This is a genomic window from Selenomonas ruminantium subsp. ruminantium ATCC 12561, assembly GCF_000424065.1.
GTDB lineage: Bacteria > Bacillota > Negativicutes > Selenomonadales > Selenomonadaceae > Selenomonas_A > Selenomonas_A ruminantium.
Genome location: NZ_AUJE01000007.1, coordinates 108,996 through 122,542 on the forward strand (window position 1 = coordinate 108,996; position 13,547 = coordinate 122,542).

Here is a 13,547-nt window from a genome sequence, read left to right on the forward strand (position 1 = left end):
AATGGATTACTGTTATCAACTGTTTAACCCCAGCGGCAATGTTACGGCATTGATTTTAGGGTTGGAAAAAAATGGGCAGCTGCGCAGACGTGCAGCGCAAAAAATTATGGAGAAACATCCGGAAGTAGAGCAGGTAGGCTTTGTATCCTTGGATAAAAAAGACCCACGTCTGATGATGGCTGGCGGCGAGTTCTGTGGCAATGCTCTGCGGGCGGCAGCGTGTTACTATTTGGCAGGCCAGGCTGGTGAATTGTCGATGAAGGTTTCCGGCGCTCAGCCGCACTTAAAGGCAGGCAGCAGTAAAAAAGGAGAGTTTTACGCGCAGATTCCGCTGGTTGAACGACCAGAGGATATTGTACATAAGGGCAAGGGATTTTATCAGGTCAATATGCCGGGCATTGTGCAAATCGTAATACCGCTGCATAAAGAGCAGGAAAAAACGCTTTCTGAGGAGAATGTAAAAAAGAGAACTTTGGAGATTTTGCGGCAACAACATTTGTTAGGCACACCTGCTGCCGGCGTGATGTTTTTGGTGAAAACAGCGAAAGGAAGGCGTATTTATCCTTGTGTCCGCGTAGCGGCGCTGGGAACGCTGATTTGTGAGCAGGCATGTGGCAGCGGTACGATGGCTGTGGGGCTGGTTGAAGCAGTAAAGACCGGCATGGATGTGGATATTTCCTTGTTGCAGCCGTCCGGGCAAGCGATTCATGCGCAGGTTTTACATACAGGAAAAAAACTGCCGGAATGCCGAATCTTGGGTTCTGTGAATGGTGATAATCGTAAGCGCTGGCTGCGTGATATTGGACTTGGGGGAAGGTGAGCATATGAAAAAAAATGGGAGTATTCGTCAGCAAGTGCAACGGTTGTTGTTTCTTTGCAGCGTGGTATCCCTGCTCCTGCTAGGGGGGATTGCTTTGCTGGGCATGATGGGGGCCAGGGAAAATTCCCGGCAGAGTGGTTATGAAATGGGCGAAGAAGCAGCCTTGACGGTCAGCACTACACTTAGAACAGAAGCAGAAGAACGCATGCAGCTGCTGGCCTCGGAACGAGCTGCGCAAATTGGTTTGGAACTGCAGCGTATTGCTGACCGTACGGATCTTATCCGCAGTGAAATCAGCTGGATTTTTGAACATACAGGGGATTATCAGCTGCGCAGTATTTCGGAACCACGCCGGGAAAATGCCGGCAAACTGGTGCCGCAGCTTGAATTTGCCGCAGGACTGGATCGTGGGGCACTAGCGCAGGAAATTGGGCTGATGGCCAATGCGCAGGATATTATGTTACAGGTAGCCAGGCAAAATGGTGAAGGTACAGTGATTAGTGCCGCATCAAAAAATGGTTTTACCATTTCCGTGGATAGAGACTCTGCTGTACGTTTTACCACGCCGGATGCGGTGTCTCCTGCGCCTTTTGATGGCACCAGCCGTCCTTGGTACAAATTGGCAGAGCAGACGGGAAAAGCTGTATTTACCGATGTTTACGCAGATAGCTTTACGGGTGGGCTGCGAATTGCTCGTACGATGCCCTATCAAGTTAACGGAGATTTTGCTGGTGTTGTGGTCATATCCTCTTATTTGGAAGGTATCAGTCAGCTGGTGCTGAATGCCCAGGCTGAAACCTGCTTTGTGGTGGATAAGAATGGGCAGCTGCTCTTTTTCAAAGACGAGGCAGGGATGCTCAAGAGCCATGTACAGCCGCAGATGGATTTGCGTACCATATCCAATGAGAGCATGGTAAAAGCAGTTTCCAATATGACTGAAGGAAAAATTGGTGCCTGTACCATAAGTATTGACGGCAAGGATTTTTATTTGGCGTATGCCCCCATCACACAGACCGGCTGGAGCTTTGCCGCTGCCTTGAATGCGGAAGATGTGCTTGCTACCGAAGCGAAAGCTCGTACGGATGTGCTGGCCATAGCCAAAGAAAATATTGAGGATATGGATGCCCATATGACCAAAGTAATTTTGGCTATGGCTGTGGTCATTGTGCTGATTATCCTCTTTGTCAGCTGGCAGGGCAGACGCATGGGCGACCGCTTTGTTCATCCCATTTTGGACCTTTCCGATGGCGTGCGCGAGATAGCCAGCGGAAATCTGGACAAAAAGCTGGATATCCGTACCGGGGATGAAATCGAACACCTTTCGGTCTGCTTCAACGCCATGACGGATGAACTGCAGAGTTACATGAAAAATCTTACCCGGATAACGGCTGAGAAAGAGCGAATTGCTACGGAGCTCAATGTCGCCACAAACATTCAGGAAAGCATGCTGCCCAGTATTTTCCCGCCTTTCCCCGATTGTCCAGATATTGATATCCGAGCTACAATGCATGCGGCCAAAGAGGTCGGTGGTGATTTTTACGATTTTTATATGCTTGATGAAAAGCATATCGTTGTGACCATTGCCGATGTTTCCGGCAAGGGCGTACCAGCTGCCCTCTTTATGGTTATTTCCAAGACTATCTTGAAAAATTTTGCTTTGACGATGACCGGAGAAGATGATTTGGCGGCCGTAGTCGCCTGCACCAATGACCAATTGTGCCAGAACAATGATGCGATGATGTTTGTCACCGCCTTTGTGGGCATGCTGGATATTACTACCGGGAAATTTACTTATGTAAATGCCGGTCACAATCCGCCGCTGGTTTACCATCGCCGGGAAGGCAAGTTCTCCTATATGGATGTCAAGCGCAATTTTGTGTTAGGCGGCATGGATGAACTGACCTTCCAGCAGCAGGAAATCATGTTGGAACGAGGCGATAAACTGTTCTTGTATACAGATGGTGTTACCGAAGCGCTTAGCGAAGATGAAGAGCTTTATGGTGAAGAACGTCTGGAAAAATGCTTGAATGGTATGGATGTAGAACATACGGATCTAAGCGGTATTTTGAACACGGTGCAAAAATCCTTGGCTGCCCATGTACAAGAGGCCGAACAATCCGATGATATTACCATGCTGGCTTTAGAATACAAGGATGCATGCGAAATGGAGGGATAATATGCAGGGGAGGTGATGGTTGATGAAGCGGACAAGTATTCGCAAGCAGTTACAAAGGCTATTGTTTCTTTGTAGTATAGTTTCCCTGTTTTTACTGGGCGGGATTGCCCTGCTGGGGATGATGGGAGCGAGGATAAATTCCACCGAAAATGGCTATGAAATGGGTGCCAAGGCAGCTGAAACGGTTAGTGATACACTGAAACAGGAGGCTGAGGACCGTTTGCAGCTCCTGGCAGCAGAAAGAGCCAGCTATATCGGCCTGGAAATGCAGCGCATTGCTGACCGTACTGAACTGATCCGCAAGGAAATGAACTGGATTTTAAGCCATGAGAGCGAGTATCCACAGCGCAGCATAGCGGAACCAAACAGAGAAAATGCAGGGAAATTTGTTCCGCAACTGGAGTTTGCTGCAGGTCTGAACCGAGAGGCTTTAGCACACGAAATCGGACTGACGGCCAATATTCAGGATATGATGATGCAAGTGGCTATGATGAATGGTGAAGATACGATTATTAGTGCAGCATCAAAGAATGGTTTTACGATAACGGTTGATACGAACTCTGCGGAACGTTTTACAGCACCGGAAAATGCAAGGCCCCGCCACTTTGACGGTACCAGCCGGCCCTGGTACAAATTGGCCAAAGAACAGGGCAAACTCACTTTTAGCAATGTTTATATGGCCAAATTTGCGCATAAACTAAGCATTGCTTGTGCAGTACCGTATCAGGCACAGAATGAATTTGCCGGCGTTGTGGCTATGTCGACCTCTTTGGATAAAATAAGCCAGCTGGTGTTGAATACGCAGGCAGAAACCTGTTTTGTCCTGGACAATAAGGGGCAGATGCTTTTCTACAAAGATGATACGGGCATCATAAAAGAGCTGCTGCAAAAGGATATAGGGGATAGTACATTGTCTGATGCAGGCATAGAAACGGCTGTCCATAAAATGACGGCAGGAGAAAGTGGTGTCTGCAACATAGCGATTGATGGGAAGAACTTTTATCTGGCTTATGCGCCCATCAAACAAACCGGCTGGAGCTTTGCCGCAGCACTGGATGCAGAAGATGTATTGGCTACAGAGAGTAAGACCCGTACGGATGTGTTGGCTTTGGCCAAGAAAAATGTTGCGGCTATGGATGCCCATATGACCATGGTAATTTTGGTGATGGCAGTGGCTATTGCGTTGATAATCTTTGCAGTCCGTTGGCAGGGGCAGCGTATGGGGGAGCGTTTTGTTAGGCCCATTTTGAATCTTGCTGACGGCGTGCGGGAAATCGCCGGTGGCAATTTGGATAAAAAGCTCTCTATTCATACCGGTGATGAGATCGAGTATTTGGCGGATAGCTTCAATGTGATGACCGCTGAACTGCAAACTTATATGCGCAATCTTACACAGGAAACAGCAGAAAAGGAGCATATTGCCACAGAACTGAACGTGGCAACCCAAATTCAGGAAAGTATGCTGCCCAATATCTTTCCGCCATTTCCTGAACGCAGTGACTTTGATATTTATGCCACTATGCACGCTGCTAAGGAAGTGGGCGGAGATTTCTACGATTTTTACCTGCTGGATGACAATCATTTGATGATTACCATAGCGGATGTTTCCGGCAAAGGCATACCAGCGGCCCTCTTTATGGTCATAGCGAAAACGATTCTGAAAAATTTTGCCATGACGATGACTGGAAAAGATGATTTGGCGGCAGTGGTATCCTGTACGAATGACCAGCTGTGTCAGAACAATGATGTCATGATGTTTGTTACCGCATTTGTGGGGCTGCTCGATATTCAGACGGGGAAATTTATCTATGTTAATGCCGGGCATAATCCGCCATTGATTTATCGTCATAAGACGCAGCAATTTTGCTATATGGAAGTCAAACGCAATTTTGTCTTAGGCGGTATGGATGAATTGGATTATCAGGCGCAGGAAATGATGCTGGAGCCTGATGATAAACTGTTTTTCTATACCGATGGGGTTACGGAGGCCTTGAATGAAGCAGAAGAACTTTATGGTGAAGAACGCTTGCTGACATGTTTGAATGAGGCGGGTGCAGAGCAGCTTGACTTGAAAGGATTGCTGACTGCTGTGCAAAAATCATTGGCGGTTCATGTGGGGGAGGCTGAGCAATCGGATGACATCACCATGATGGTTTTGGATTATCAAGGCAAACAGACTGGGGAGGTGTAAGGCGTGACAAACGCTGAAATAAAAAAATTAGTCTTGGAGGCTAAAGTAGAAAATCTTGTTGCAGTGAATGAATTTGTGGACGAAATTTTACAGCCGTTAAATTGTTCCATGAAAATCCAAATGCAGCTGGAACTGGCTGTAGAGGAGATCTTTGTCAATATTGCCAACTATGCTTATGGGGAAAGCACGGGCAAGGCATTTATAACAGGCAGGATCTTAGAAAATCCCTTACGATTGGAATTGGTGTTTATGGATGAGGGGACTCCTTACAATCCACTGGCGCGCAAGGACCCGGATTTGGAACAGAAAATGGAAGACCGTGCCATTGGTGGGCTGGGGATATATCTGGTCAAAAAAAATGTAGAAGAAATAACGTATTCCTACCAAGAGGGGAAAAATGTTCTTACCTTATGCAAACATATCCATTGAGATAAGACCTTGCCCCTGGCAAGGCCTTTCCTGTATAATGGTAGACGTAACCATTCACGCGGAGGTGTATCATGCAGAAGCGCAGAATTATTATAGTCGGGATTCTCGGCCTGGTTTTTGCTGGGGGAGGTGTGTTTTGGCTTAACACATCTTCAAATGTGCCTGCTCAGCAGCAGATAACAGAAACCACGGTGGCTACCCGAGCGGAAAATGTCCCTAATCCCGATAAGCTGTCACCGCCACAAGCGGCTCAGCGGCAGGAAAAACCGGCGGTAAAGCCTATAAAAGATGTTTTTGTCTACAGTCTTGAAGGTGAGCAGGTCTTTATTGTGGCTGGCTCAGTGACGGCAGACAAGAAAAATCACCAATGGCAGGCACAGATAAAAAACGTCGACCGCAAAGGACAGGCACAACCAGTACAGTCCGTGATATTTAAGCAGGAGGGCAATCAGATTCTCACATGTAATGCAGATGGCAAATGGCGTAATATTGATGAAATGGACAAGACAATTTTTAATAAAGTTGTTGATATTTCGGGGACGTATTGATGAATTGACTAAAGTTTTTTTAAAAAAGTGCATTTTAGGTGTTGACAAGCGGATACCTTATCCGTATAATAATATATGTCGCTGAACGACAGCGGCAAAAAAGTAAAGACGGCCCGGTAGTTTAGTTGGTTAGAATGCCGCCCTGTCACGGCGGAGGTCAGGGGTTCAAGTCCCCTTCGGGTCGCCACTGCGGAAATAGCTCAGTTGGTAGAGCATCACCTTGCCAAGGTGGGGGTCGCGAGTTCGAGTCTCGTTTTCCGCTCCATATTATGGCGACATAGCCAAGTGGTAAGGCCGAGGACTGCAAATCCTTTATCCTCAGTTCGATTCTGAGTGTCGCCTCCAATTTCATAATGCGGAAATAGCTCAGTTGGTAGAGCATCACCTTGCCAAGGTGGGGGTCGCGAGTTCGAGTCTCGTTTTCCGCTCCATTTTTATGGCGACATAGCCAAGTGGTAAGGCCGAGGACTGCAAATCCTTTATCCTCAGTTCGATTCTGAGTGTCGCCTCCAAAATGAAAATAAGCCTTCTCCTGCTGATGGGAGAAGGCTTTTCTGTATTGAAAGTGGTTGGGGTTTATAGTAAAATATAAAATATGTGATTTAACGGGGAGGCTGTAATAATGGAATTGCAGGACAAAGACTTAATTGAAGAAAAAATCGGCAGCGAAGATATTTTTGACGGAACCCTGTTGCATGTAAAACGGGATACGGTCAAGCTGCCCAATGGCGGGACAGCTACGCGGGAATGGATCAAACATCCCGGGGCGTCAGCTGTTATTCCTCTGCTCGACGATGGGCAGGTTATTCTCGTGAAGCAGTATCGTTATCCGATTGGCCGCATTACGCTGGAGATTCCGGCAGGTAAATTAGACGCTCCGGATGAAGACCCGCTGCTTTGTGCAACCCGGGAACTTTCGGAGGAAACGGGCTATCAGGCAGAAAATATAACGAAACTTACGACAGTGGCTACTACCGTAGGTTTTTCCAATGAATATATTCATATCTATGCAGCAACAGGCCTTACGGCAGGCAAGCAGCATACCGATGAAGATGAATTCATCAATGTGGTGAAGATGCCTCTGTCTCAGGCCGTGGAGCTGGTGCTTAAAGGTGAAATCTATGATGCCAAATCGGTGGCAGCGATTCTGCTGTTAGAACGCAGCCAAAAGGAGAATGCAAATGTTTGATTTTAATCTGATGCATATTGTCGCCGGGCTTCCTGGTCTTTTGATTGCCATGGTCATTCATGAATATGCCCATGCACAGGTGGCCGTGTGGCTTGGGGATTTTACCCCGCGATTGATGGGCAGGCTTACGCTCAATCCCAAGGCCCATGTTGATCCCATCGGCATGCTGATGCTGTTTTTGGTGCATTTTGGCTGGGCAAAGCCTGTTATGATCAACCCGCGGAATTTCAAGAATCCCAAGCGGGATGATATCCTGGTGTCTTTGGCAGGCCCTGCGGCAAACTTTATCACGGCTTTTCTTGCCCTGCTGGCGCTGCTTTTATACAGCCGCATGGGCGGTGATATGACGGCGGGTGTGTATCTGGTCTTTCAGATGATTATTGAGTACAATATCGGTTTTGGTATCTTCAACCTGATTCCGCTGCCGCCGCTTGATGGTTCGCATGTACTTATGCAGCTTTTGCCGCGCGATATGGCCTACAAACTGGCAGGACTTGAGCGTTACAGCTTTTTGATTCTGATTGTGCTGCTCATGACACCGGTGCTCAGCATGATTCTGATTCCCTGCCGTGCGCTGATTTGGCATATCTTCAGCCTGCTGTTAAGCCCATTTTTCTAAATGGAAGATTACAAGATTAAGCTGGATGCGTTTGAAGGTCCGATGGATCTTCTGATGCATCTGATTGAAAAGAACAAGCTGGATATTTATGATATTCCCATTGCGGAACTGACCCGTCAATATCTGGACTATCTGGATAAATTCCGGGAGTTCAATATAGAGATAGCCAGTTCCTTTTTGGTGATGGCGGCAACGCTTTTGCAGATCAAATCCCGCATGATGCTGCCCAAGGCACCGCAGGAGGAAGGCGAGCCCGAGGAAGACCCGCGCTTTGAACTCGTGCAGCGGATTTTGGAATACCGCAAGTTCAAACAGGTTAGTCAGGTCTTAGGCGATATGGCGGGCATTCAGGAGCGTTTCGTGGCGCGTGAACCCATGGAACTGCCGGTTCACCATCTGCCGCCGGGCAATCTTTCCCTGCAGCAGTTAGTGGAAGCCTTTCATACCGTGCTGTCGGTGAAAGAGGAACTCTCAATTCCCAAGGCTTTAGTGGAGCCGGAGGAATACAGCATCAAGGACAAGATGGAAAACATCATTCTGCTGTTAGGGCGCAGCCGGGGAAAATTGCTCTTTTCCGAGGCATTTCGGTCGGGAACCCGCAGTGAGCTGATTGTCACCTTTTTGGCTTTGCTGGAACTGATGAAACTGCGGACGGTAACGGTAAAACAGCAGCGTCCGTTTGCGGAAATCTATATCTGTGTCCGGGAGGAGGGTGTTCATGCATGAAAAAAAGCGGGCAGAAATAGCCGATACAGGCTTGGTGGAGGCGGTGCTCTTTGCCGCAGGCAATCCCATGACCGTAAAGGAAATTGCGCATATTATTGAGCTGGATGTATCGGGCACGCAAAATATCATCAACCGCTTGCAGCAGGAACTGGATGAGCGCAAAAGCGGCCTGACTTTGCGGCAGGTGGCAGGCGGCTATCAGCTGGCTACCCGGCCGGAGGCCTTCGCGACTATTGAACGCTTAAGCCAGGTCGTAGACAGGAAGATTTCTGCACCGACGATGGAAACCCTGTCCATCATCGCCTTTAAGCAGCCCATTACCAAAGCGGAAATTGAACATATTCGCGGTGTACGCATCGAGCGTGCCCTGCAAAAATTGTTGGAGCTGGAACTCATTGCGGAAGTGGGCCGTAAGCCTGTTTTAGGACGGCCTATTCTGTATGGTACTACGGATACGTTCCTGCGCTGTTTTGGCATCAATACGCTGGCGGATTTGCCGGCGCTGCCGTCTACCGAGGAAGCGGCTGCGACTTTGGATGGTGAACAGTTGGAACTGTTCCAGGAAGTACAGCATCTGCAGGAGGCCGGAGAACTATCGGCTGATGAAGAACCTGCAGATAAACCACAGGAAGAATAAGCCTTTTTGTAAAGGTTTGATGACAATAGATGGAGGAAATGGAAATTGGTAGAATTATTAGCCCCGGCTGGCAGCCGTGAGGCCTTGATTGCCGCCGTAGAAAGCGGTGCTAATGCCGTATATATGGCAGGGAACCAATTTGGTGCCCGTGCCTATGCAAATAATTTTGACGAGGATGGCTTGAAAGAGGCCATCCGTTTTGCGCATTTGCGTGATGTGCTCATTAACATCACGGTCAATACCATCGTAGATGATGAAGAAATCCCTGCGCTCAAGGAATATCTCTTATTCCTGCGGGAGGCAGGGGCAGATGCGATTTTGGTGCAGGATTTAGGCGTGGCGCGTATTGCGCGGGAAATCGTTCCCGATATGCCGCTGCACGCCAGCACGCAGATGACAGTACACAGCCTTGAAGGTGTTTTGGCCCTGCAGGAGTTAGGCTTTACCCGTGTGGTGTTGTCCCGTGAATTGTCCCTGAAGGAAATCGCCCATATCTGCGCCAATTGTGATGTGGAAATCGAAGTCTTTATGCATGGTGCGCTCTGTGTCTGCTATTCCGGGCAGTGCCTCATGAGCAGCATGATTGGCGGCCGTAGCGGCAATCGGGGACGCTGCGCCCAGCCCTGCCGCCTGCCCTATACCTTGGTGGATGAAAACGGACAGGATGTGCTGGGGGATAAGGCCGGCAGTTACCTGCTTTCACCCCGCGACCTCAATACCATTGATGTGATTCCCGACTTAATCAAGGCAGGCGTGGCTTCCTTGAAAATCGAAGGCCGTATGAAGCGTCCGGAATATGTGGCTACAGTAGTGGGGACATATCGTGCAGCGATTGACCTGTATCTGTCCGGTCAAGATTATACGGTTGACCAGTCTGCCCGCGATAATCTGGCACAGATTTTTAACCGCGATTTTACTACAGCATATTTGCTTAACCGCCCCGGCAAAAATATGATGAGTGACCGGCGCCCCAATAACCGTGGCTTACTTATCGGCCGCGTAACGGCTTATGATTGGGATAAACGGCTCGTGACGGTAAAACTCTCCGGCAGGTTAGCCTTGGGCGACCAGGTTGACTTTTGGGTCAAAGTCGGCGGCCGGGTGACGGCAACCATCAACGAAATGACCGATGGCAAGGGCAGAAGCCTTACGGAAGCTGTTAGTGGCGACACCGTGCGTTTTGCTATCCCTGCCGCTGTGCGTGACCATGACCGCGTGTTTAAGGTCTACGATGCCCAGTTGATGGAAAGTGCCAAGGAAAAGTACGCCAGCGGTGCGCCAGTACGGCGTATTCCCATAACCGCCGAAGTCAAAGCCACAATTGGCGAGCCGTTGACGGTGACTCTGCGTGATGATAAGGGGCATATGGGCACAGGGCGCACGGAATTTATCGGCGAAGCCGCCAAGAAACGTCCCCTGTCGGAAGAAGTCATCCGCAAGCAGGTGGACAGGCTCGGCACTTCCGTCTATGAACTGATCGATTTGCAGACGGAAATCAACGGTGAAGTCATGGTACCCATGAGCGAAATCAATGAGGCCCGCCGTCAGGCGGTGGAAGAACTCGATGCCCAGCGTTTGGCGCATTATCCGCTGCGCGTGGCAGAGCCTGTGCCGTTCAAGGCAGAACCTTTTGCCGGTAAACTCTCCCAGCCCAAACTTATGGTGGCGGTGGACAATCTGGAAAAGATGCGCGCTGCCATTGAAGGCGGCGCTGACGGCATCATCTTCGGCGGTGAATCCTATGAGCATGAAGCGCTCACCGTGATGGATTACGAAAAGGCTTGGCATTTGGCGAAGAAAGCCAATGTGCGGCTGGACTTCAATTTGCCGCGCATTATGCGGGATGATTTCCAGCCGTTCTTCGAGAAAATCCTGACAGCGGCGAAAAACTTCCCGCCTGCGGCAGTGCATGTGCATAATATCGCGCAGATTGCACTCGTGAAGCGGCTGACGGAGTTTGCGATTCATGCCGATTACAGTCTGATTGCCTATAACAAAAGCACGCTGGCTTTTCTGAAGGATTATGGCATAGCTTCGGCTACTCTGTCGCCAGAGCTTAAATGGCAGCAGATGGAGCAGCTGGCCAAAAACAGCATGATGCCTTTGTCGGCCATTGTTCATGGCAGGCTGGAACTCATGGTATCGGAATACTGCGTAACCGGCAGTTTCTTAGGCGGAGTGGATAAAGGAGCCTGCAGTCATCCCTGCACACAGGGACGTTATGCCCTGAAAGACCGCAAGGAGGCACTTTTCCCGTTGCGTATGGACCAGTTCTGCCATATGCATGTACTCAACAGCAAGACGCTCTCCATGCTGCCTCATGCCATGAAGTTTAAGGAAGCAGGCATCAGGACTTTGCAGATTGAAGCCAAGGCTATGGAACCGGCGGAAATTTCCCGGATTACAGAGGTTTACAAGAAGGCCATGCATATGCCCGCTGACTTGGACGAAGCCCAGGAAGTGGAATTGAAGCGTTGGGAAGGATTAGACATTACCCGGGGACATTTCTTCCGTGGCGTACAATAATCATATCCTATATAGTACAAGCAGGGAGCACGGTCTTAGGCAGAAGCCCCCTGCTTGTTGCGCTATATAGGATAAAGATTCTTTTTTGATAATGGCAGGAATATATAAGTTTGATGTCGAAAGAAACATAATATTTTATGCAGGCGGTGGAGTTTTATCGATTTGACAATAAGGGGATAGAAAGATATGGATGATAAGATTTTGGATTTAGAGAAAATAAAAACTGAACGTGAAGCAGCTGCATTGAAGCACAAATTTGAGCAAGGGATGGATATCGGAAATGGAGCCATATGTCATTTGACAACTGATCAATATGAGTTGTTGTCAAAAGCTGCACATGAAATATGTGTTTCAGCATGCAAGGGAGATAAAAATTACGGTTATCAATATGTAGATATATTAGCGGACTTTACTTCAATGATCACCGGTATATATCCGGAACAGGATTTGCTTAAATATGTATGGTATAAGGCAACTGAACTAAAAAGTAAAGGAATGGAAACAGATATTAATAAATTGCTTGAAATCTTAATTGGTAAGTTTACTTACGATAAGCATCCGGATATAAAAGAGGTGAATAGTGAGGAGTTGAAGGAATTTACGAAAGAACAAATAATTTTTTTGAAGACCGTTATGGGAGCAAGTGATCCTCATGTATGTGAAAAATTGCTTGAACCATTGCAAGAAACGATGCGTAACCTCGTTTATGTGGGGCCATCAAAGTTGTGACCAGTCATGAGAAAGGTGGATAAAAGTTGGTGGAGAATGTACATTTTTTGACAGAAGATCAATATGATACGATGTTTCTTCAGGCACATAACCTCTGTACTTCATGTCGTGGAAAATATGAAATCTGTGGTTATACATATCTGGATAAGCTGCTAAACTATACCACTATGGTTACAGGAAAGTATCCGGCGCCAAGGACGATTCTAAAAGTCTGGGATAAAGCACGGGAAACTGATGGCAAAGGTGGAAAGAAAGATACTGAAATGATAATGGAAGCACTGATAGGTCCATTTACATATGATAAAAATCGTGTTACTAAGCCTCTCTATGAATTGTTGGTAGAAGACCTAAAGGCGGTCTTGAGAGAAAACGATGAGCTAAGGGAGAAAATGAATATAAAACTCGAGGATATAAGCCCTGAATAAAAGAAACTAAGGCGATTCAAATTTGCATGTTTTTTGTGGACTACATGGTCTAAAATGTACTATAATAAACAATGTTGTACAAAATCAGGATTAGAGGCTTTTAACAGTCAAGTATAACTTATAAAAAGTTGGTAAAAAGTTGATAAAAACCGATAAAAAGTCTAACCAACCTAAGCAAACGTACTTTCCGATACAGAAATAGTACAATGTCCATCAAGGCATGGTATAATTATTCGTATAGGGGAGGTGAATGCGATGATAAGGTCAGTCAGGATACGACTGCTGCCAAACAACAAGCAGAGAACTAAACTTTTTCAGTTCGCAGGTGCTTCAAGATTTGCCTATAACTGGGCTTTAGATAAGCAAATGGATAATTTCAGAGAAGGCAGAAAACTGCAAAGTGATTATGACCTTCGCAAAGAGTTCACCGTTCTGCGTAATTCTGAAGAATACTCGTGGCTTCTAGGTATATCCAACAATGTCACCAAGCAGGCTATCAAGGATTTGTGCATAGCGTACAAGAACTTCTTCC

13 protein-coding genes and 5 tRNA genes are annotated in these 13,547 nt (G+C 47.6%); all 18 read left to right on the plus strand.

Annotated elements, in window-relative coordinates:
* Nucleotide 1: 1 nt before the first annotated feature.
* Nucleotides 2-820, plus strand: a complete 819-nt coding sequence (locus tag G598_RS0105275; RefSeq protein ID WP_026766067.1) for a histidine racemase CntK family protein — start codon at nt 2-4, stop codon at nt 818-820.
* 4 nt (nt 821-824) lie between these two features.
* Complete coding sequence (locus G598_RS18495) at nt 825-2,996, plus strand: SpoIIE family protein phosphatase (protein ID WP_051179958.1); 2,172 nt, start codon at nt 825-827, stop codon at nt 2,994-2,996.
* Nucleotides 2,997-3,018: 22 nt separating this feature from the next.
* On the plus strand, nt 3,019-5,187 hold the full coding sequence (locus G598_RS18500; RefSeq protein WP_051179960.1) for a SpoIIE family protein phosphatase: 2,169 nt from the start codon (nt 3,019-3,021) through the stop codon (nt 5,185-5,187).
* 3 nt (nt 5,188-5,190) lie between these two features.
* Nucleotides 5,191-5,616 (plus strand): ATP-binding protein, encoded by a 426-nt coding sequence (locus G598_RS0105290; RefSeq protein WP_211221507.1) that lies wholly within the window; start codon nt 5,191-5,193, stop codon nt 5,614-5,616.
* A gap of 71 nt (nt 5,617-5,687) precedes the next feature.
* On the plus strand, nt 5,688-6,164 hold the full coding sequence (locus G598_RS0105295) for a hypothetical protein (protein WP_026766069.1): 477 nt from the start codon (nt 5,688-5,690) through the stop codon (nt 6,162-6,164).
* 110 nt (nt 6,165-6,274) lie between these two features.
* Nucleotides 6,275-6,351: transfer RNA gene (locus G598_RS0105300), tRNA-Asp, on the plus strand.
* A gap of 2 nt (nt 6,352-6,353) precedes the next feature.
* Nucleotides 6,354-6,429 (plus strand) — tRNA-Gly (locus G598_RS0105305).
* A gap of 6 nt (nt 6,430-6,435) precedes the next feature.
* Nucleotides 6,436-6,509 (plus strand) — tRNA-Cys (locus G598_RS0105310).
* A 10-nt stretch (nt 6,510-6,519) separates the two neighbouring features.
* Nucleotides 6,520-6,595, plus strand: a tRNA-Gly gene (locus G598_RS0105315).
* A 7-nt stretch (nt 6,596-6,602) separates the two neighbouring features.
* Nucleotides 6,603-6,676: transfer RNA gene (locus G598_RS0105320), tRNA-Cys, on the plus strand.
* Between the two features lie 110 nt (nt 6,677-6,786).
* Nucleotides 6,787-7,353: an NUDIX domain-containing protein gene (locus G598_RS0105325; RefSeq protein WP_037363317.1), complete on the plus strand. Its 567-nt coding sequence runs from the start codon at nt 6,787-6,789 to the stop codon at nt 7,351-7,353.
* Entirely contained in the window at nt 7,346-7,972 is a 627-nt protein-coding gene (locus tag G598_RS0105330) for a site-2 protease family protein (protein ID WP_026766071.1), read from the plus strand. The genes G598_RS0105325 and G598_RS0105330 overlap by 8 nt, the downstream gene beginning before the upstream one ends.
* Nucleotides 7,973-8,698, plus strand: a complete 726-nt coding sequence (locus G598_RS0105335; RefSeq protein WP_026766072.1) for a segregation and condensation protein A — start codon at nt 7,973-7,975, stop codon at nt 8,696-8,698.
* Nucleotides 8,691-9,335: an SMC-Scp complex subunit ScpB gene (gene scpB, locus G598_RS0105340; RefSeq protein ID WP_051179962.1), complete on the plus strand. Its 645-nt coding sequence runs from the start codon at nt 8,691-8,693 to the stop codon at nt 9,333-9,335. Before G598_RS0105335 ends, scpB begins: the two co-directional genes overlap by 8 nt.
* Before the next feature lie 45 nt (nt 9,336-9,380).
* Nucleotides 9,381-11,861, plus strand: coding sequence for a U32 family peptidase (locus G598_RS0105345; protein ID WP_026766074.1), 2,481 nt, complete (start codon nt 9,381-9,383; stop codon nt 11,859-11,861).
* A gap of 186 nt (nt 11,862-12,047) precedes the next feature.
* Nucleotides 12,048-12,590: a hypothetical protein gene (locus G598_RS0105350; protein WP_026766075.1), complete on the plus strand. Its 543-nt coding sequence runs from the start codon at nt 12,048-12,050 to the stop codon at nt 12,588-12,590.
* A gap of 26 nt (nt 12,591-12,616) precedes the next feature.
* Nucleotides 12,617-13,015, plus strand: coding sequence for a hypothetical protein (locus G598_RS0105355; RefSeq protein ID WP_026766076.1), 399 nt, complete (start codon nt 12,617-12,619; stop codon nt 13,013-13,015).
* A gap of 255 nt (nt 13,016-13,270) precedes the next feature.
* Nucleotides 13,271-13,547, plus strand: a 277-nt coding sequence (locus G598_RS0105360; RefSeq protein WP_026766077.1) for a helix-turn-helix domain-containing protein, incomplete at its 3' end; no start/stop codon positions are given.

What these genes read in the sequence shown, in the direction of transcription:
- G598_RS18495 (WP_051179958.1), top strand. Translation starts at nt 825, where the DNA reads ATGAAAAAAAATGGGAGTATTCGTCAGCAAGTGCAACGGTTGTTGTTT.
- G598_RS0105295 (WP_026766069.1), top strand. Translation starts at nt 5,688, where the DNA reads ATGCAGAAGCGCAGAATTATTATAGTCGGGATTCTCGGCCTGGTTTTT.
- G598_RS0105330 (WP_026766071.1), top strand. Translation starts at nt 7,346, where the DNA reads ATGTTTGATTTTAATCTGATGCATATTGTCGCCGGGCTTCCTGGTCTT.
- G598_RS0105335 (WP_026766072.1), top strand. Translation starts at nt 7,973, where the DNA reads ATGGAAGATTACAAGATTAAGCTGGATGCGTTTGAAGGTCCGATGGAT.
- G598_RS18500 (WP_051179960.1), top strand. Translation starts at nt 3,019, where the DNA reads ATGAAGCGGACAAGTATTCGCAAGCAGTTACAAAGGCTATTGTTTCTT.
- G598_RS0105275 (WP_026766067.1), top strand. Translation starts at nt 2, where the DNA reads ATGGATTACTGTTATCAACTGTTTAACCCCAGCGGCAATGTTACGGCA.
- scpB (WP_051179962.1), top strand. Translation starts at nt 8,691, where the DNA reads ATGCATGAAAAAAAGCGGGCAGAAATAGCCGATACAGGCTTGGTGGAG.
- G598_RS0105350 (WP_026766075.1), top strand. Translation starts at nt 12,048, where the DNA reads ATGGATGATAAGATTTTGGATTTAGAGAAAATAAAAACTGAACGTGAA.
- G598_RS0105325 (WP_037363317.1), top strand. Translation starts at nt 6,787, where the DNA reads ATGGAATTGCAGGACAAAGACTTAATTGAAGAAAAAATCGGCAGCGAA.